Raw genomic sequence first — 21,113 nt, 5'->3', positions numbered from 1 at the left:
GTATAGATATAATGAATGAAAAACTATAGAGGTACATTTATGGAAACAGAATGGTTACGAACTTTTATTGTTGCTGCTCAAACAGAGAATTTCCGTGAGACGGCAGAACTGTGCTTTATTACACAATCAACGGTATCGAAGCATATTCAACATCTAGAAAATGAACTACAAACAACACTTTTTGAACGACAGGGAAAACATGTGAAATTAAATCATATCGGTGCTCACTTCCTTCAACACGCAGAGATAATGGTGGCAACGATTGATGAAGGGTTACATAGTACTTTATCTTTCTTGAATGGTTATACGACACAGTTAACGATTGGTGTTGCACCACAAATTGCCAATTCTACTTTACCAGCAATCATATACACATTTCAGCAGCAAAACCCCTCTATTCAATTAAAGATTGAACTGTTAAAGTCCAATGAAATTGGAGAAGCGCTATATACAGGCAAAGTCGATGTTGGTTTATCAAAATTGACATCGACACGTGACATTCACACTGTACTTCTCGCACAGGAACCACTTCATTTGATAGCTCCGATAACAAAAAAGGGGACAGATGCACATACTCTTTTACAGCAGGAAACAATATTAACGCATGAATATGCACCTTACTGGCAGGACATACAACAAGTGCTTCAGCAATTCCCAAGTTATAAAAGCATGAATATTAATCAAACAGAGGTGATTAAAAACTTTGTCAAACAAGGATTGGGAATTGCCTTTTTACCAAAGAGTGTAATCGTTGCTGAATGTCACAAGCAATTACTTCATAGTTATTCGTTAAAGGAATGTTCCCATATCGTTTCGAATACTTATTTTTTAACAAAATATGTAACAGCGGATATTGAGGCATTTTTAGCAGTCTGTCATCTGATTTACAAAGACATTATTAGTGATTAATATGAGAGCTAGAAAGATCAATCCAAAAGAGTGGTTTAAAAAGGTTATATAATAAAGTTCCGTATAAATGAAACGCTATTTCTGTTTTATTGTTTATAATATTTTTGAATCTCTTATACAAAGTTGGTGTAATTAGAAAATGAAAGTGTTAATCGTAGATGATGAAGTAAAGATTACAGAGGTATTGGCATCTTATTTTGAAAATAACGGAGATCATACATATATTGCACATACAGGAGAATCCGCAATCCAAGTGATCGATCAAGTACCTCTTGATATGATTATTTTAGATTTAATGTTGCCGGATATGGACGGAGAAGATATATGTCAATATGTAAAATCAAATTACGATATTCCAGTGATTATGCTTACAGCAAAAATCTCTATTGATGAAAAGGTAATTGGATTTGAAATGGGTGCAGATGACTATGTCGTTAAACCATTTCATCCTAAAGAAATATTAATAAGAGCAGAGAGATTGTTACCTAGTTTACATAAAAACCAAATTATTATTTTAGGACAGTTGGAACTCCATAAAGATGAGAGAAAAGTTTTAGTAAATCATCAAAGTATTCAGCTCACTCCACATGAATTTAGCATTTTACTATTACTAGCTGAAAATCCTAAAAAGGTTTTTAGCAGGGATGATATTATTCAAAAAATATATAGTTTTGATTCGGACATGAATCCTCGTATTGTGGATCAACATATTAAAAATATCCGTAAAAAAGTTCAGGAAGAGTACATCCAAACTGTCTTTGGGTTGGGATACAAAATAAATGAAAAGGTTATAAATCAATGAAATTTCATATAAAAATTGCCTTAATTATAGCTATTTTTTCTACAAGCATACTCTTATTCATCACTGGGATATTACTTTATAAGGGACATGAACATTTGATGATGCTCCATATTACAGATTCTAAGGAATTAATTCACCATTTTGATATGGCATTAAGGGAAACTGCAATGTGGTCATTTGGTCTTTTGCTTATTTTAATACTAATTTCTAGTTTGTTAATTGCAAAAACATTAACGAAACCTATCCAAGAACTGAATCACTTTGCGTTAAGACTAGTGCGTGGAGACCGTCATTTAAATATAAGCTATACGATTAATGATCAAATTGGTCAATTAGGTAAATCACTGATGAAACTAGATGAAACATTAAACGCTTATGAACTCCGTCGTAAAGAAATGACACAGGATCTTGCACATGAAATTCGTAATCCATTAGCCTCAATAAAAAGCTATTTAAGTGCATTTGAAGATGGGATTTGGACAGCTACTCCAGATCGTTTGAAAGCATGTGTTGATGAAATTGATAGGCTGATTCTCCTTGTTGGAGAATTAGATACATTAAATGATATTAATAATCCTACATTTAAGGTCGTTATGAAAGAGCAACCGATTGCTAATGTAATCGAAAAGTCTGTTATTGCAGTGGCAAGTGAATTACTTGAAAGAGAAATACAGGTAGAATTGGATTTAGACAAAACAATTAATGCAAAGGTAGATGCTTTGAGATTGAATCAAATTCTACACAATATAATAAAAAATGCTATGTACCATGTTCAAAAAGATGGCATTATAGTAATCAAACTATTTAAAGAAAGTGGCTATTATATAATTAATGTACATGATAATGGAGTCGGTATGGATGAAGAAGCAAGTAAAAAAATCTTTGAGCGAAATTATCGAGTGGAAAATCGATATACTGGCAATGGTATTGGTATGACAATTACCAAAAAGCTAGTGGAAGCACATAACGGTACAATTTCCGTCAAAAGTGAGAAAAATATAGGAACAACATTTTATATACAAATGCCTCTTTCTACATAATTCCTACACAACTGTTCTCTATACTTAAGGTGAAAGGAATGGTTGATATGAGGAAAATAGCATTAGCAGCAAGTATTATCGCAAGTTTGGGTATCCTTGGGGCTTGTAGCCAAGGAAATAGTAACGATATGAAGGACATGGATCATTCCTCTATGAAGATGGAAGGTATGGATCACTCTTCGAAAGATATGAAAGATATGGATCATGACAAGATGAAGGGTCATGAGAGTCATAGCAATGTGGGAAGTTTAAACAATTCGACTGGGGTAAATGAAGTAAACATCCCTGCTGAGCTTAAACGTAATAATAAGGATGAAGTTGTATACACAGTTAAGGCACAAAAAGGAAAAACAGAAATATTCGATGGTTTTCAAACAAATACGTATGGGTATAACGGATCGTTTCTCGGCCCGATGATTCGTCTTGAAAAAGGTGAAACCGTAAAGATTAGAACTATAAATGAACTTGATGAGGATACAACTTTTCATTGGCATGGACTAGAGGTGTCAGGGGAAAAAGATGGTGGTCCACAAAGCATTCTTAAACCAGGAGAAGAAAATACCTTCGAATTTAAAGTAAATCAGGAAGCGGCGACGCTATGGTTCCATCCCCATCCTCATGGAAAAACGGCTGAACAAGTATATAACGGGCTTGCAGGCTTGGTTTATATTGAAGATGATCATTCAAAAAGTCTAGGATTGCCAAATGATTATGGGAAGAACGATTTCCCCTTGATTTTCCAAGATAGAATATTTGATGATAAGAAACAATTGAATTATAGCGCTGCAATGAACACAGACGGAACGATTGGTGATACATTATTAATTAATGGAACGCTCAATCCTAAACTGACTGTAAACAAAGAGAAAGTGCGTCTTCGCTTATTAAATGGATCAAATGCGAGAAATTATACTTTTAAATTGAATACAGGAGATTCCTTTCTTCAAATTGCAACAGATGGTGGTTTCTTGAATGAACCCGTCTCTTTAAAAGAGATTACACTAACGCCTTCTGAAAGGGCAGAGATTGTAGTTGACTTTTCAAAAATTAAGGAAGTTAATGACCTAGCTTTAATAAATGAGGATGGATCTGTCCTTTTACCATTTGTAGTTACTGATCAAAATGGAGAAACGAGTAAGGTCCCTAAAAAATTGAATGATCTTTCATTAGAAGATAAAGAAATGGATTTACCCGTTACAAAAAAAGTGGAACTCTTTGGAATGATGGACATGGTCACGATAAACGGAAAGAAATTTGATCCGGAAAGAATTGATTTTACCCAAAAACAAGGGGTTACCGAAGTATGGGAAATTTATAATAAACCGGATATGATGGGCGGCATGATTCATCCGTTCCATATTCATGGAGCACAATTTAAAGTACTCTCTCGTGATGAGAAAAAGCCACCTGAAAATGAACAAGGGTGGAAGGACAGTATCTCCGTAAAGCCAGATGAGACAGTGAAAATAGCTGTACAATTTAAGCATAAGGGCATCTACATGTTCCATTGTCATATTTTAGAGCATGAGGATAATGGAATGATGGGTCAAATTAAGGTGGAGTAATGTTTAATTGAGGTTAAATTAATATTTGATTAAAATCCTGTGTTAATTTTTTTGATACAGGATTTTTCTTTTATGTTCTTGTGAAAGATTATATTGAATAGCTATTTTTATACGAAATATGTAACAACTGATATTGCGGCGTTTTTAACAGTTTGTCATCTGATTTATAAAGACGTAGTTGATGATTAGGTGAGCAACTTAATTCTACTAATAGAGGGTGTTTATAGATGTATAGTTTAATGTCGAAAATAAGCCAAACCATTAGTGAACCGTTTACAGTATTTCTAAACTCCTATGAACATTCCACATTCATTATTGCGATTCTTCTTGGATTAATAGGCGCTTTAGCTCCTTGTCAATTAACGGGGAATATGAGTGCTATCACTTTTTATGGAAGTCGAAATTTACGAATGAAAAACAATTGGCAAGAAATTGTCTTTTTTATTCTAGGGAAAGTCGTTGTATTTAGTTTAATAGGTTTATTCGCTTGGCTTTTCGGTCAGTCCTTTGAAACTGAGATGACTAAGTATTTTCCTATTTTTCGCAAAGCAATTGGTCCAATCATGTTATTAACAGGACTCGTGCTAATTGGAATCTTAAAATTAAAATTTCTAAATCGAATTCCTAAGTATATTCCGCCAGTTTTAAAAGATGGGAAATTGGGCTCCTTTCTGATGGGGGCAAGTTTTTCCGTAGCCTTTTGCCCTACGATGTTTGTGCTATTTTTCGTGTGGTTAATGCCAACAGTCGTAACCTCTTCGTATGGTGTAGTTTTGCCGGCCATTTTTGGTATCGCAACCTCCGTGCCACTTCTAGTGATACTGGGACTTATTCATTTATTTGATGCAAAAAGATTCATTATGCGTACAAGCATGAAAATGGGAAGAGTGATTCAAATCGTAGCGGGTGTTATATTGATTATTATAGGCGTAATAGATACGATTACATATTGGGGATTGAATTAAAGAGAAAGCAGGCATTGAACAATCTCCTAAAAAGCTTATAGAGCTACTAAACATCGAAATGGGATTTCGTCTCCATATTTTATCTATAGGAGGAAATATATGATTGAACAATTATTGAAAGAAATGCCTTTGCTAAGAGGCTATAAAGAATTCAAGAAAATTAATAAGGGATTTTCTTCAGATGAAAAGTATTTCATTTCTCTAAAAAATAGCGATGAAAAATATATGATAAGATTTTTCCCAATTAGTCAATTTGAAGATAGAGAAAAGGAGTTTGCAATACTAAAAACAATTGAGTCTTATTCAATTAAAGCAATAAAAGCGATTGAGATTGGGAAAATTCAAGGACATGGTTATATAGTAACCACTTATATGGATGGGAATGATGTTGAGGAAGAATTGTTAGTATTAACAGAAAGAGAACAATATCAATTAGGTTTTGAAGCGGGGCAAGAACTATTGAACCTACATAAAATACAAGCACCTAAACATTTAAAACCATGGTATGAACGGAAAAGTTTAAAGCATAAAAAATATGTAGAGGCTTATTTAGCATGCCCAATAAAAATTGATCAAGATGAAAAAATCCTACAATTTATAGATAATCATATGTTGTTGATGGAAAATCGCCCTAATATATTTCAGCATGATGACTATCACCCAAGTAATTTAATTGCACAAGAAGGGAAATTCAAAGGAATTATTGATTTTGGGAGATATGATTGGGGTGATCCGATTTATGAATTTTTGAAAATTGGTATTTTTACTCGAAATATAAGCTTACCTTTTTTCATCGGTCAAATAAAAGGTTATTTTAATGGAGAAGAACCAAGTGATGAATTTTGGACTTTATATAGTCTATATTTAGCCATGTGTGTATTTTCAACAGTTGTCTGGACATTAAAAACAATACCAGAAGATATTGATAATATGCTAAATAAAATTAATACCTTCCTAGATGATCATCAGTATTTCAAAAATGTAAAACCAAGTTGGTATAAATAAAACAAAGACAGCTATTATGAAACCTTAAAGACTGCAACATATTATTAAAAACATAATAGCAATATCAACCTTCAATATTTCGCGTTTCTCTCGTTAAAATAAACAACCGCTTATATATGGTTGTACAGGAGAAAAGCGAAATTTTTAGATTTCATTAATTAATGGTAACTGTATAATAGAGCAGATAATGCAAATCTTCTTCAACATATATAGAAAGAGTGAAAAAAATGATTAGTGCTACATTATTATTTATCCTCGCAGGAATCGGCGAAATTGGGGGCGGCTATTTAATATGGCTTTGGTTAAGAGAAGGTAAACCATTTTATTGGGGAGTTATAGGCGGAATTGTGTTGGCTTTATATGGAGTTGTCGCCACTTTTCAGTCCTTCCCAACCTTTGGTAGAGTCTACGCTGCTTATGGAGGTGTCTTTATTGTCCTTTCTATTTTATGGGGCTGGGGAATCGACGGAAAAAAACCAGACATCTTGGATTTTGTAGGAGCAGGCATTTGTTTGATTGGTGTTTTGGTGATTTTAATACCTCGTTCATGATAGGGAGATTTTCACCTTATAAAAATTTTGAACCTTCACAGTTTGAGTAAATTCATGATTGTGAAGGTTTGTTTTTTGTAACGAATCTTAATTAATATCTATAAAATTCTCAAAATGATATGGAAGAACGTATATTCTTAAATTACTGTGAGCTTTATTCCTTGAATTTTATCTACCAAATGAAGGATTTTAAGATCTTTATATCGAATATCTTATAGTAATCTCAAAATGTTTGGAGGTCGCAATATTGCTACTTTATTTTTAATATCTATCATCTACCTAAAAATTTAAAAATAATTTAGGAGTTGATATATGTTGATATACAAAAATTCTCTTGATGGAATTTCTTCAGAAATGTTGAATGGCTTTTTTGTTGATTGGCCGAATCCACCAAATCCACAAACTCACTTAAAGCTATTAAAAAACAGTAGTAAGGTGATCATAGCTATAGACCATCATACGAATCAAGTAGTTGGATTTATAACAGCGATTAGCGATGGCGTTCTATCTGCCTACATTCCATTCCTTGAAGTTTTGCCAGAGTATAAAAGTAAAGGTATCGGCAAGGAATTAGTCAAACAAATGTTAAAAGAGCTTGATGATATATATATGATTGATTTGTGTTGTGATAATGACTTAGTTCCTTATTATGAGAAGTTAGGAATGATAAAATCAAACGGAATGCTCGTTAGAAATTACGAAATGCAGTCAGGAATTAAATAAATATAATGAAAAACGCTTGGATTTTTCCAAGCGTTTTTTTATGCGCTAAATGATACGTCAATGTTTACTGCAACGGCATTGTTATTTTTTTTAGCAACAAAACGTAATTTGCAAGAATCGGCACCCATTGGCATCTGATTCTTCATAACCATTGTGCAGCTATTAAAATTAATTCATTTTTTTATTTCATTTAATGGAGGTATTAAATAAAGGCGAATAGTAGAATCAAGTTGAACACTTTAGAAAAATAAAAACATCGTACGCGAAATCGTGTATTATTGAGGTTCCTACACCAATCAATAAGAAGGGATTTCGAATACGATGCTAGAACAGGATAACATAAAAACACGCATTAAGAAACCACGCCTTACACAGTTCCAACGTGGAGAACTTCAAGGCTACTTGAACGCTGGAATTACAAATAAGAGCGAGCTTGCGCGAAAACTCAAGGTTTCGCGTGGGACAATCTACAATGAACTCGCTCGTGGCACGACCACTCAAGTAAAGAAAATTAACGGAAAACATATCTACACGACGCAATATCTTGCGGAAACAGGTCAAGCTACAACTGATCGAAACGTGGCTCGTTCTCGTAAACCGTTGAAGTTTGAACGTGTGAAGGCATTCTTATCGTTCGTTGACGGACTGTTACTTGATCGCACAAAGACCATGTCTCCAGATGCGATTGTTGGTCTCGCGAAGCTCAAAGGGTTGTTTTCTCCGGAGGAAATGGTCTCAACAAAGACGCTTTATCACTATATCGCGCTTGGTCTTCTAAAAACTCGAAACAGTGACCTTCTCTTAAAGGTACGTCGAAATACCAAGAGTACTAAGAAAACGCACCGCCCGAATAAGACGGTTCTCGGTAAAAGTATTGAAGAACGTCCTGATAGCGTTGAATCTCGTGAAGAATTCGGTCATTTTGAAATTGACTCCGTCGTAGGGCGCAAGGATAAAGAAGATGATGTGCTATTAACCTTGATTGAACGTAAAACCCGTCGTGAATTCATTGTAAAAATGGACGGGAAAGACGCTGATTCAGTTAACTACGCACTCTCTTCAGTCCTCAAAGAATTTGGTGAATATGCATCTACTGTCTTCAAATCAATCACGGCAGATAATGGTTCTGAATTCGCGGGGTTGTCAGAAATGTTTGGTGATAGGATAGATATCTATTTCACTCATCCTTATTCTTCATGGGAGCGTGGAACGAATGAGAACCACAACGGAATCATCCGTCGTTTCATTCCTAAAGGACATGCGATTGAGGATTATAGCCGGACGCAGATTCATATGGTTGAGGAAGCTATGAACAACCTACCAAGAAAAATGTTTGACTACAAGACACCAAATGAACTGTTTGAGGAGGAACTCCAGAAACTTGTCGCTTAAAGATTGCGGGGACACCCCGCACCCCTTGAGCCTCCCTCGAAACAGAAAAGTCTCCTGTTCATCAGTCAGCAGCAAATCCTAACCTGTATTGGCTAAATCCGCAAGGGAAAGCGCCTTGCAGATCTAGCCAACACAGGTTGAACGACCTATGCCGACCGACGAACAGAAGACAAAGGAACCTCTGGGGTGTTTTTGAAAAAAGTGTTCAACTTGTAATTGTAATTTAGGGGTATTAAATAAATAATATATACCCTTTTGTTATAGGTAAAAAGGAGGTATAATTTACTTTATGTTGTAAAATTCGGAAATTGTATTCGAATGTTATTTCCGGAAAATAAAATTACAAAATTTAAATGCACAATTTAAATGAGGGCGGGTTATTATATGTGGATTTTTTTGGGGGGCATAATAATAGGACTTTTACTAATATGTTTACGCCTACATTATCAAAAATCTAAGCTACAACAAAAAGTAGAGTTATTAGAACCACTGGTAGAATCGGTTGAAAATATACGTGATATTTTATATTACTGTGAGACGGATCCTAAGTTGAAATATCTATATTTAAGTCCTACTATCAATAATCTCCTTGGTCCAAATGCATTAAGTGATCATTTACAGGATACTGATAAAATTTTTGAAATCGTCCATCCAGATGATTATGAGATCTTAGAAAAGAAAATATTAGGGACACTTAATTTTAACCAGCCTATTACGGTGCGTTTAAAAAATCATCTTGGGGAATATATTTGGATTGAAGAATATGCTACACCTGTTTATACGGATGGCAAGTATATAGCTGTACAAGGTTTATTTAGAAATATTAATGATAAAATCGTATTACAACAGCAATTAGAGTACAAATCTACACATGATGCCTTAACAAATTTGTATAATCGTGAATATTTTCAAGCAAAGATGGCTCATTTTAACGAACGCAACGACCCGATTACAGTAGTCCTAGCAGATTTAGATGAGCTGAAATGGGTTAATGACAAATACGGTCATCAAATGGGGGATAAATTAGTTTGTGAAACAGCAGCTTGTTTGGAAGCTTTTGCAGATAATGACATGCTGATAGCAAGAATCGGTGGTGATGAATTCTCTATTCTTATTCCAAATAAAAGCGTTTTACAAGTCGAGCAATATTTAAAAAATGTTGAGATGAAAATGCAAAAAGACTATAAAGATTTGCCCTTCTCTTCAATTAAAATATCTATCGGATATGAATATAGCAACACCTCTTACGGCGTTATGGAGCAGTTGTTTAGCCAAGCAGATGCGAAGATGTATATAAATAAGAAGAAAAGAAAATTATTAAAGGAAAAAGTTTAGTCTTTTATTTTGACGCAGTGAACCGCACCTTAAGTAAGTGCGCTTATAAAAAGATAGCGTGGGACATAATAAAAAGTCATCATTTTTCGAAAGAGAAAAATGATGACTTTTTGTCATTGAAGGAATTGATTTGCTTTCCGGGTACGCTTTAAGCGACTTGTTTACTAGAGAAATTTACTGTAATTATTTAATTAAAATGCTCTTGTTTTTAGCGTTCCATAGTACAGATTTACCGAGTGCTTCACTTACAAAGCGAAGTGGAACAAATGTCGTGCCATTAATGACTTCAGGTTTTACTTGAAGTATCTTACCATTGCCGTTCACAGTTACATAATAGCTTTCGGTATTTAATATGATTTTTGAACCGTTTAACTGTACTGTAATATCATTATTTTTAGAATTCCAGTTAACTTTTGCACCAAGCTCTTCACTTACAAAGCGTAAAGGTACAAAGGTTGTTTCTTTTTTAGTGAAAGGTGCAATAGCAAGTGTTTTACTTTTACCATTAATATAGGCTGTTTTGCTATTTAAATATAATAAAATCTCGTTGCTTTTTGCTATTGCATTTGGATAACCAGCAGTTAAAGTATACGTACCAGAAGAGTATTGATCACCCCAATAGTCAGCGTAAACTTCGATATAATATGTGCCGGCTGCTAAATGTTTTGAAGAAGATTCTGAGCTACCATCCAACCATTTTTTATTGGCATCATATATTTTAAAACGTATTGGCGCTGAAGTATTGGATAACGAGATGTTTACATTTCCTTCTTTATTTAAAGTAATTGAATAAAAATCAATATCAGAGCTATTTGAAATTTGAGAGTTGATTGAAACATTTGATTTGATAGGGAAAGCATTTTCAAGCGTATCATTAGGTTCCAATGTTGATGGATTGTGCTCTTTGGAATTTGTAGAATAGGTAGCAATTAAATCATAGGTACCAGAAGAGTATTGTCTATCCCAATAGAAATCATAAACTTCAATATAATATGTACCAGCTTTTAAAGATTTGAACAGAGATGAGTTATTGCTAGCAATTAAATTTTTATTACTATCATATAGGTTAAATTTGATTGGTGCGGATGTATTTGCTAAATAAATATTCACATCCCCATTGTCTACAGTCGTACTAAATTTATAAAAATCAACATCATTTTCATTTGAAATTAAAGAAGAAATCTTTTTTCCTGACTGAATAAGGAAAGCATTTTCACGCGTATCATTAGGTTCAAATGTAGTCGGATCATGAGTAACATTTTTTCCACTACTATACGTCGCTTTAATTTCATAAGATCCGCTAGAATAGCTATTACCCCAATCGTAATCATAAACTTCAATATAGTATGTACCAGCTTTTAAAGTTTTGAAAACAGATGTAGAACTCCATTCAATTAAATTTTTATTACTATCATATAGAGAAAATCTGATTGGTGCAGTTGTATTTGCTAAATAAATATTAATATCGCTGTTATCTTGCGTAGTATTAATTTGATACCACTGTGATTCTTTTGGAGATGTTAGTGTGTTTGAATGTGTGTTGCCAGATTCTAAATAAATCGTATTTGATGCATTGCTTGTTGAAGCGAATCCAAACATAGCAAACATCACAAGAAATAAACTTAAAATATGTTTTTTCATTAATGACACTCCTTTAAAACTAGATTGCATTATTATACAAAAAACATACAAAAAAATTAACTATAAAATCAATAAAAGGATATATTATCCTAGATTTTCGAGGTTATGCATTAAAGTAAAAAATACCGAGGAGCTGATGAAAATTAAATATTAGCTTTATAAAAATTTAGTATAAATTTTAATATTAAATAAATTATTGATGGATAATATTGACCAATGTAGTAGAATAGTACATTTTTATGCGGCAATTTATTATAGATGGACAACCAGCGACTTTTTCCCTAAATATATGGTGGATCAAGATGCAGATAATAATAGTTATATTGTTAGTGAATATAACTTAAATTAATGTACGCTTGTCAATGGATTCCCTATTGAAGGGTAGCATTAAACTTATTGGATAAAAACTGAAAAATGGTTAAGGTTTTGAAAGTAGTATGCCATCTTCTTTAACTCAATTTACAATACGAATAAGAAAGAGCGCTTCCTACTGTTCAAATGGAATTTCACTATACAACCTTGCGAAAGAATGAATATTTCGCTAGGTCTTTTTTGCGTGCGTAAAAAATATCGACCACATGAATGGTAATAATGCAATATTTCCTAAAGTTTTAGTGTTACTAAGGTAGTCTTGTTGTTTTTTTGTCAACATTTTCTGGATAAATACGCACCATTTGTCAACGCGAATAATATGCTACTTGGTCTTTCGCCGCTTGTCATCTCGATACTTGATGCAATTGGGAGTTTTATTACTGTTTGGTTAGGTGTCAAGTTAGGAAGTAAAGTAGCGGATGTTCGCATTGGTTCATTTTCTGTTGGGCAATTTGGAACAATTATTATTAGTGGAGTAATGTTGTTAATAATCGCTTTTGCAGACTTCTTCTAACTAAAGTGTTGACAAATTGTCAATGTAATTATACACTTCTTGAGATTGAGCTTTTCATAAATAGACAACTGCGTGAAGTCATGTTAGTCACTGTAAGAAGGGAGAATCGAAAATGGCTGATCAGAGAAACAGTAATACACTTGGTTTATTGCTGAGAGAATTATTGAAAGAACGTTCATTATCTATGCGGAAGTTTAGTGAACTCACTGGAATCGACACAGCTACAATCTCACGAATAATAAATGGTAAGAGGAATGCGACACCACAACATTTAGATAAATTTTCCAACTGCCTTGGTGTTCCTTTAATCAATCTATTTGAAGCAGCAGGATACCCTATTGAACAGAGACAAGAAGAGTCCGATTCAGATTCAGATTCTGATATTCATACGTCTGTTGACGCAATACAATCTCTTCTTAAATCTTCTAATGTTTATGATGATGAATTTTCGGTGTCACACGTAGAACAGAAACTGGAAAGCTATGGACTCTATGCGCAAACAGAAGAAGGTAAAAATTCGATTCATAAGGATTTTGATGAAAAAATTAAGAGTGTAGGAAGTATAGGCCCATTTATAAGCAAATTAAAAGAGTTATATGAGAAATTCTCACTGGGGAAAGGAACACTTTTTGAACTAACCGTAATCGGAAGTACTTTATTATATTTTATTATTCCTGTAGATGTTATACCGGATTATCTATTTCCTATTGGTTATTTAGATGATGCAATAGCTGTACAACTTACTACAAAGACATTGATTAAAAAAATAACTTAGAGTTTAACTTCTTCACAAAGCTGATTCCAGACGCAATTATGCCGAGGAATAATTGATAAGATAGGTGGATTTAATTATGAAAAGAAGTAAAAAGAGCCGTAAATGGCTAAGAAATTTGTTCTTGGCTTTCGCATTAGTAATCGTAGCAGGGATTATTTATGGGGTGTATCAATACAATAGTGGATTGGCAATGGCAGACGATAGTCATGTAAAAGATAACGATAAGATGTATGACCCATTTGAAGGTGCGGATGTGCAATTTGGTCAGATTAATGTGCTATTAATGGGAAGTGACGCTAGAGACGAGGACGGTAGATCGGATTCGTTAATGATTTCACACTATGATCAAACGACGAATGATGTAAAACTTGTTTCTATCATGAGAGATACGTATGTCGACATCCCAGGGCACGGAATGAATAAAATAAATGCTGCTTTTGCTTTTGGAGGTCCTGAACTTGTAAGGAAAACAATTAAGCAGAATTTTGATATTGATGTTAATTACTATGCTCTTGTTGATTTTAAAGGATTCCCCAAAATTGTAGATCTTTTAGCACCGGATGGGATTGAAGTTGATATTCCTTATGAAATGTCCTATGGAATTGGTATGACCTTACATCCTGGAAAACAAGTTTTACATGGTGACGAGTTATTAGGCTATGTACGATTCCGCCACGATCGTTTAAGTGATTTTGGGCGAGTGGAACGCCAGCAAGAGGTTTTGACGAAGGTAAAAGAACAAATCGGTGTATCAAGCTTAATGAATTTGCCAAAATTACTTGGTGTTGCAGATTCATACTTTGATACAAATGTTGATAATAAAACAATCCTTACAATTGGAAAAGGAATCGTAAATGGAAAATCTAAGGGTATGGAGACTTTACGAATTCCTGTTGCAGATTCTTATGAAGATAAACGTACGAATGTAGGGGATGTCTTAGATATTAACTTAGATAAGAACAAACAGGCATTAGAAGAGTTTTTATCATCAAAGGACAAAGAAACAGATGACGCTTCATCTTCGGAGTCAAAGGGATCAAACTAATTAAGTAGTTAATAGGTCAATACACAAAAAAATTAGAGTATGTTTTGAATAATTATTCCAAACATACTCTTTTTGTTGTTTTATGGGTTTCTTTTCGAGAAAATCCCTCCTTACACAATTATACGAGGATTGTCTTTTTAATATTGGAAAGAAAAAATTCCAGATACATAGAAATCTTTTTGAAAACATCTATTAACTCAGCAGCAATAGTGCTAAGGTTTTCACAAGTTTTTACATAGAAAATAAACTCCTGAAATTACTTTAGGCGCAGAAAAAAATCGTACTAAGTTAATTTTCACAAGATAAATCTCTTAATCGTATAGGCAACACCGTTTTTCACTATAGCAAGTTGTCGTGTAAGTACTCCGCTTTTTCATCTCTTCTTCTGCATTCCTCATAAAGAAAGCGCTCAAGTAAAACCCCATAATTTTTTTAGCTATTTCTTACTTTCGAAAACCTGTTTATTTTCCCTGTCCGAACCGGGGGATGTTCAACTGTCAATTATAAAAAATGCAATGGTTCTTACCTTGATTACGGGAGGTGCCATTTTGCTAATTCGATGATTAATGATAAAGGCTGCTTACTTTTTTTATTTACAAAAAGGATTATTTAACTTTCATAAACTATGAAAACGCTTTTCATCCGAATATGATAGACACGTAACAAAACAAAGGGAGAAAAAATAGTATAACATGCGAGAAAATTGGAACCGCTTTCTGCTATTAACGGAGAAATTGGTAAAATAATCGATTCACTCGAAGTTATAAAACTATTTTAGGAGGGGTAAAAATGCAAATTCCAATTAAGAAAACGCTTGATAAAATTCCAGGTGGAATGATGGTTGTCCCACTTTTTTTAGGGGTATTAACGAACACATTTTTTCCGGAAATTTTAAAAATAGGAAGTTTTACAACAGCATTATTCAGTAAAGAAGCATCATCAACTATTTTGGCATGTTTTATGTTTTTAATTGGTTCACAAATTAATTTCAAATTAGCACCAAAGGCAATAAAAAAAGGTGCAATATTATTAACAGGAAAATTTATAGTAGGTGCTGGAATAGGTATAACTGTAGCAATGATTTTTGGGCCTACCGGAATACTAGGATTATCACCATTAGCCATCCTTGCAGCGTTATTAAATGCTAATGGAGGATTATATGCATCTCTTGCTTCATCGTATGGTGACGAAACTGATGTAGGCGCATATGCTGTATTTTCTTTAAAAGATGGTCCATTTTTCACATTAGTTGCATTAGGTGCATCCGGCCTTGCCACAATTCCTTTTCAAACACTTATAGGAGTATTAATTCCAATAATAATAGGAATGATTTTAGGGAATATTGATTCTGATATGAGAGAGTTCCTTGGAAGCAGTAAATTATTATTAATCCCATTCTTCTCATTCCCATTAGGTGCTGGGATGGATCTTACAACTATTATAAAAGCGGGAGGTCCTGGCATACTACTTGGATTAATAGCTGCATTCACTGGAATTGGAGCTTATCTACTTTTAAAATTATTTAAAGAAAATCCTATAGTTGGTCTAGCAACAGGATCAACTGCAGGAAATGCTGTAGCTACACCAGCTGTTGTTGCAGCAGCAGATCCAACCTTAGCTCACATAGCACCAGGAGCTACCGCACAAGTTGCAGCAGCATGTGTAATATCTGCAATACTCTGTCCGATTATTGTTAATTATGTATATAAAAGATCCGAAAAGAAAAAAGCTAAAGAATCCATTGCAAGGGCAACATGACAATAAAGTAAAATTCTACGGTTATCCCTGCCATTAAAATGAAACAAAGATAAAGCAGTCAGCGGTCTCACTGTCTGCTTTGTTTAGTTCAAAAAAGGGTCATTATGTTAAAAAAATAATGGATAAGGAAAATTTTATTAACATGGTTGCGGTATTGTCGGTATAGATATTTTAAGATAGAAGGAAGGAAACACCATGAATATACCTAATAATGTTATTATAACTACAATAAAAGGAAAAGAAGTTCTCTCCAATCCTTTTTTGAATAAAGGAACAGCTTTTACGAAAGAAGAAAGAGAAGACCTTGGACTTGAAGGTCTGTTACCGCCACAAGTACTCACCCTTGATGAACAAGTTAATAGGGTCTATGAACAATATTCGACGCGAACTACGAATCTGTTCAAAAATGGGCTTCTTTTTGATTTATACAACCGCAATGTTGTCTTGTTTTATCGTCTTTTGAAAGAACACCTGGCAGAAATGCTCCCTATCATCTACACACCTACTGTCGGTGATGCAATTCAGTCATACTCTCAAAGCTACAGACGACCAGGTGGCTTATATCTTTCTATAGAGCATCCTGAGTGCATTGAAAAGGCATTTTCTAATCTAGGAAAGCAAAAAAATGGTATTGACTTAATCGTCGTTACAGACTCTGAAAGCATTCTTGGTATTGGGGATCAAGGGATAGGCGGTATTAATATTGCGATTGGTAAACTTGCCGTATACACGGCTGCAGCTGGTATTGATCCAAGCCGTGTTCTGCCAATCGTGATGGATGTTGGCACGAACAATCAGGCTCTGATTGAAGATCCAATGTATATCGGGAACAAATTCGCACGTGTCCGCGGTGATCGTTATGATCAATTCATTGATTTATTCGTTCAAACTGCAAGAAAGTTCTTTCCAGAGGTTCTCATTCACTGGGAGGACCTTGGCAACGTCAATGCGCGAAAAATCTTGGACAAATACGGTGACAAGATCCTTACCTTCAACGATGACATCCAGGGAACAGGTGCTGTTACCCTTGCTGCTATCATGTCTGCTTTAAAAGTAACAGGAGAATCCCTGAAGGACCAGCGCATTGTTGTTTTTGGACCAGGAGCAGCCGGCATTGGTATCGCAGACCAAATGGTGGATGCCATGGTTCTAGAAGGGTCTACCAAAGAACATGCCTGTGATCGTTTCTGGGCTGTAGACTATGGTGGTCTACTAACAGATGAAACACCAGATGTTCTTAACTTCCAGAAGCCTTATACAAGAAAGATGGATGAAGTTAAGGAATGGGATAAGAATGTGGAAGGGATCCTTTCATTAACGGAAGTAGTTCAAAGGGTGAAGCCGACCATCCTTATTGGTACCTCAGGACAAGCCGGCGCGTTCACTGAGGAAATTGTTAAAGAAATGGCCAAACACGTTAAGCGTCCTATCATCTTGCCTATGTCCAACCCTACGGCACTAACAGAAGCATTACCAGAAAACCTGATTAAGTGGACAGATGGCAAGGCTCTAATTGCAACCGGCAGCCCGTTTGCCAATGTAGAATACAAAGGTGTTTCCTATGAAATTGGGCAGTCAAATAACGCATTTGTATTCCCGGGCCTAGGCTTAGGAGCGATTGTTGCCAAAGCTGAAGTGATCTCAAAAGGAATGTTTGCAGCTGCTGCTTATGCGGTTGCAAGAATGTCAGACACAAGTAAACCTGGAGCATCTCTACTGCCATCTATTGAAAAGCTTCATGAAGTTTCAAAATACGTAGCCATCGAAGTAGCCCACGCTGCAATAGACGAAGGAATTGCTAGAATAGATATTCAAGATGTTGAAAAAACTATTGAAGATTCTATGTGGAAACCTGAGTATAGAGAAATTAAAAGTGTAGGCACTTGGACAAAGATTAATTCCTAACCATATTAAATAGTTAAATAAAAATGCCTGTACTCCTGGTAATTAATCGAACTTTCGGTATTCCAGGCAGTGACAGGCATTTTTGTAATGAACTAGATTAAACGGGGACAATCCTTTTTTGGTTTTTAATGTTCTAGATAGAAGTCAAGGGGGAAGCTGAAAATAGGAAGCCCTCCATAATAAAACAGAGCCTTAATATTGAATAAAAAATAAAGATGGAGCAATAGTTTTACATTGACGCCATCTTTATTTCTTTACCATACCTTGCTTACCCCATTCATTGCGAGTGATTTTACTAATAAGATGAACTAATATAGAGACTGCAAAGATCTTCCAGAGAGCTTTGCGGTCTCTATGAATGTAAAGGATAAAATTTATTCATACTATTATTAAGCAGATAAACCTGGAGGAGATTATGAAAAAGGGCAGATTTAGTTTACAAGTCATCATTATTATTTTTGTATGCCTTGTCGTCGCATTGTCACTTGGTATAACCGATTTGCTAATTAGTAAGAGAATTACCTCCAGTGTGGAAGAGACACAGAAAGAAAAGGCACTCAATATTGCAAAAATGGTTTCCGTAAGCCCACAAGTGATTGGGTCTCTTGAGGGGGAATCAAATCCGAAAGAAGTACAAGCTTTTGCCAATCAAATAAAAGATTTAACGTACGTTAACTTCGTTGTCGTCATGGATATGAAAGGAATCCGACTTTCCCACCCGGATCCAGATGAAGTGGGAAGGAAATTCAGGGGAGGAGATGAAGGGCCGGTCCTTCAAGGGAAAGAGTATGTATCCATCTCAAAGGGTATTCTCAGCCCCTCCATGCGGGCATTTACCCCAATAAAGAATTCACAGGGAAAACAAGTCGGCGCAGTTGCTGTAGGGATTTCTTTGGAAACCGTAACGAAGGCTGTACATAAAGGTCGGATGGGCATGGTAATCGGGACATTAATAGGAATACTTATCGGGGTAACAGGTGCAGTGGGATTGGCCAAGGTTATTAAAAAAATCCTTTTGGGACTCGAACCGTTCGCTATTGCCAGGCTGCTTGAAGAGCGGAGTTCCATGCTCCAGTCTGTCCGTGAGGGGATTATAGCCATTGACCAAGAAGGGAAAATTACCCTTGTAAACAGGGCTGCCCGAAAGCTTTTTAAAAAAGCTGGTCTAGAAGGAAATCCAATGGGACTCAAAATAGAAGATTATTTACCTAGTACCCGTTTAAACCATATTTTGAAGTCTGGAGGAACTGAATATGACCAAGAACAGGATCTGCATGGGGTTACTATTTTAGTAAACAGGGTACCGGTAGTAGTGGATAATCAGCCGGTTGGAGCAATAGCTACATTCCGTGATAAAACAGAAGTTCAGTTATTGGCCGAACAGCTCACAGGTGTACGCAATTATGCGGATGCCCTACGTGCCCATGCCCATGAATACATGAATAAGCTGCATGTCATTCTTGGACTTGTCCGTACTGAGCAATATCATACACTTGCAAACTTTGTGAGTGAAACGGTTAACAACCGGGAAACGGAAATGGGTTTTGTAACCGAGAATGTCCAGGATCCAGTTCTAGCCGGATTTTTGATTGGCAAGCAAAGCTTTGCAAGAGAATCAGGTGCATCATTATCTTTTGATTGCTCCAATAAGCTTCCCAAGCCTGTGAACCAAGAAATCACCAATGACCTCATAACGATTATTGGAAATCTCGTCAATAATGCAATGGAAGCGATTGCGGACAGTCCTATCAAAAAAGTTGACTTAAAGCTCGATTACGCAGATGATATTTTAACAATCGAGGTTAAGGATACAGGGATGGGAATGACGAAAGCAATTCAAAATAAAATTTTAGATAAAGGCTTCTCCACGAAAGGGGAAAATCGTGGGTTAGGGCTGTATCTTTTAGCAAAGGCTATTGAAAGACTAGAAGGGGACCTAATCATTTCTTCTAAGCCGGGAAAGGGAACAAATTTTGCGGTATATATACCTTATAAAGCAGAGGATGAAGAGGCATGATCAATGTAATGATTGTCGAAGACGACCCCATGGTGGCAGAAATCAATAAACGATACCTTTCTAAGATTGGTGGGTTCCGTTTGGCGGCAATAGCCAATTCAGTCGATGAGGCTATCCGTTTGCTCGGAAAAGAGGAAATACAGCTAATACTTCTGGATATTTTTATGCCGGGTCAGCAGGGCCTAGAGCTATTGGCGTATCTCCGGAAAAATGAACTTGAAATCGATGTAATCATTATTTCGGCTGCATCGGATTTGGAACGAATCAAGAGGGCATTAAGGTACGGCGTTGTCGATTATTTAATAAAGCCTTTTAAATTTGAAAGGTTCAACGCTGCTCTTGTCAGCTATCAGCAAAAGAACCGGCTTACTGGTACACTGGAAGCAGTCAGCCAGCAGGAGCTCGATAATTATCTTTTGCACAGGGATGAAGCTACAATAGTTGAAGACCTCCCAAAAGGGTTGACTAAAGATACCTTAAAGCAAGTCTGGGAAGCTGTTCAGGAATTGAAAGAAGGGCCGTTTTCCACCGAAGAAGTGGCAAATGTTGTAGGCATTTCAAGGGTCTCTGCGAGAAAGTATCTGAACTTCTTAAAGGATTTAGGAATCCTTGATGTCAAGGTTATTTATGGAACAATCGGGAGGCCTGTTTACCAGCATGAATATAACCAAATTAATGAGTACTTAATAAAAACCTTTCTGTAAAAAGAAGAGGAACCCATGAATTCTTGATAATGTAATTCTTACAACATTAAAAGGAAAAGAGGTTCTTTTTTTAATAAAGGAACCGCTTTTACTAA

17 protein-coding genes and 1 pseudogene are annotated in these 21,113 nt (G+C 35.3%); 17 read left to right on the top strand and 1 reads right to left on the bottom strand.

All coding sequences use genetic code 11. The annotated features are described in order from the left end of the window. Window positions 1–39: 39 nt before the first annotated feature. The 10 genes from JNUCC51_RS02680 (at window position 40) to JNUCC51_RS02635 (ending at window position 10,287) form a co-directional block, all read left to right on the top strand. Window positions 40–909, top strand: coding sequence for a LysR family transcriptional regulator (locus tag JNUCC51_RS02680; protein ID WP_337990713.1), 870 nt, complete (start codon window positions 40–42; stop codon window positions 907–909). 139 nt (window positions 910–1,048) lie between these two features. Further along, complete coding sequence (locus JNUCC51_RS02675) at window positions 1,049–1,711, top strand: response regulator transcription factor (RefSeq protein ID WP_337990712.1); 663 nt, start codon at window positions 1,049–1,051, stop codon at window positions 1,709–1,711. Continuing rightward, window positions 1,708–2,751 carry a sensor histidine kinase gene (locus JNUCC51_RS02670; protein ID WP_337990711.1) on the top strand — a complete coding sequence of 348 codons (1,044 nt, stop codon included), beginning with the start codon at window positions 1,708–1,710 and terminating at the stop codon, window positions 2,749–2,751. Before JNUCC51_RS02675 ends, JNUCC51_RS02670 begins: the two co-directional genes overlap by 4 nt. Window positions 2,752–2,798: 47 nt before the next feature. After that, window positions 2,799–4,316 (top strand): multicopper oxidase family protein, encoded by a 1,518-nt coding sequence (locus JNUCC51_RS02665; protein WP_337990710.1) that lies wholly within the window; start codon window positions 2,799–2,801, stop codon window positions 4,314–4,316. Between the two features lie 227 nt (window positions 4,317–4,543). Then, entirely contained in the window at window positions 4,544–5,281 is a 738-nt protein-coding gene (locus JNUCC51_RS02660; protein ID WP_337990709.1) for an urease accessory protein UreH domain-containing protein, read from the top strand. A gap of 99 nt (window positions 5,282–5,380) precedes the next feature. Then, on the top strand, window positions 5,381–6,286 hold the full coding sequence (locus JNUCC51_RS02655; protein WP_337990708.1) for an aminoglycoside phosphotransferase family protein: 906 nt from the start codon (window positions 5,381–5,383) through the stop codon (window positions 6,284–6,286). Between the two features lie 227 nt (window positions 6,287–6,513). After that, entirely contained in the window at window positions 6,514–6,837 is a 324-nt protein-coding gene (locus JNUCC51_RS02650; RefSeq protein WP_100544371.1) for a YnfA family protein, read from the top strand. A 315-nt stretch (window positions 6,838–7,152) separates the two neighbouring features. After that, window positions 7,153–7,560 (top strand): GNAT family N-acetyltransferase, encoded by a 408-nt coding sequence (locus tag JNUCC51_RS02645; RefSeq protein ID WP_337992177.1) that lies wholly within the window; start codon window positions 7,153–7,155, stop codon window positions 7,558–7,560. A gap of 321 nt (window positions 7,561–7,881) precedes the next feature. Continuing rightward, the gene (locus tag JNUCC51_RS02640; RefSeq protein WP_337989642.1) at window positions 7,882–8,952 is read left to right on the top strand and encodes an IS30 family transposase; all 1,071 of its coding nucleotides are present in this window, start codon (window positions 7,882–7,884) and stop codon (window positions 8,950–8,952) included. A gap of 384 nt (window positions 8,953–9,336) precedes the next feature. Further along, window positions 9,337–10,287, top strand: a complete 951-nt coding sequence (locus JNUCC51_RS02635; RefSeq protein ID WP_337990707.1) for a sensor domain-containing diguanylate cyclase — start codon at window positions 9,337–9,339, stop codon at window positions 10,285–10,287. A gap of 183 nt (window positions 10,288–10,470) precedes the next feature. On the opposite strand, the gene JNUCC51_RS02630 is transcribed toward JNUCC51_RS02635, so the two are convergent. Next, window positions 10,471–11,928 carry a stalk domain-containing protein gene (locus JNUCC51_RS02630; protein ID WP_337990706.1) on the bottom strand — a complete coding sequence of 486 codons (1,458 nt, stop codon included), beginning with the start codon at window positions 11,926–11,928 and terminating at the stop codon, window positions 10,471–10,473. A 694-nt stretch (window positions 11,929–12,622) separates the two neighbouring features. Between JNUCC51_RS02630 and JNUCC51_RS02625 the strand changes: the two are divergent. The 7 genes and pseudogenes from JNUCC51_RS02625 to JNUCC51_RS02595 all read left to right on the top strand — a co-directional run. Continuing rightward, window positions 12,623–12,814, top strand: a pseudogene (locus tag JNUCC51_RS02625) (sporulation membrane protein YtaF); the annotation flags it as partial. Window positions 12,815–12,926: 112 nt separating this feature from the next. Then, complete coding sequence (locus JNUCC51_RS02620) at window positions 12,927–13,589, top strand: helix-turn-helix domain-containing protein (RefSeq protein ID WP_337990705.1); 663 nt, start codon at window positions 12,927–12,929, stop codon at window positions 13,587–13,589. A gap of 76 nt (window positions 13,590–13,665) precedes the next feature. After that, window positions 13,666–14,634 (top strand): LCP family protein, encoded by a 969-nt coding sequence (locus JNUCC51_RS02615; RefSeq protein WP_337990704.1) that lies wholly within the window; start codon window positions 13,666–13,668, stop codon window positions 14,632–14,634. 789 nt (window positions 14,635–15,423) lie between these two features. After that, window positions 15,424–16,392, top strand: a complete 969-nt coding sequence (locus tag JNUCC51_RS02610; RefSeq protein WP_337990703.1) for a 2-keto-3-deoxygluconate permease — start codon at window positions 15,424–15,426, stop codon at window positions 16,390–16,392. Between the two features lie 195 nt (window positions 16,393–16,587). Next, on the top strand, window positions 16,588–18,297 hold the full coding sequence (locus tag JNUCC51_RS02605; RefSeq protein WP_337990702.1) for an NAD-dependent malic enzyme: 1,710 nt from the start codon (window positions 16,588–16,590) through the stop codon (window positions 18,295–18,297). A gap of 415 nt (window positions 18,298–18,712) precedes the next feature. Next, the gene (gene dcuS, locus JNUCC51_RS02600) at window positions 18,713–20,314 is read left to right on the top strand and encodes a DcuS/MalK family sensor histidine kinase (protein ID WP_337990701.1); all 1,602 of its coding nucleotides are present in this window, start codon (window positions 18,713–18,715) and stop codon (window positions 20,312–20,314) included. Beyond that, window positions 20,311–21,018, top strand: coding sequence for a response regulator (locus JNUCC51_RS02595; RefSeq protein WP_337990700.1), 708 nt, complete (start codon window positions 20,311–20,313; stop codon window positions 21,016–21,018). Before dcuS ends, JNUCC51_RS02595 begins: the two co-directional genes overlap by 4 nt. Window positions 21,019–21,113 lie beyond the last annotated feature (95 nt).

This window comes from Lysinibacillus sp. JNUCC 51, from assembly GCF_015999525.1.
Taxonomy (GTDB): Bacteria; Bacillota; Bacilli; order Bacillales_A; family Planococcaceae; genus Lysinibacillus; species Lysinibacillus xylanilyticus.
Note: the sequence above shows the minus strand (reverse complement) of the source record. Positions and strands in the feature narration are given on the sequence as shown.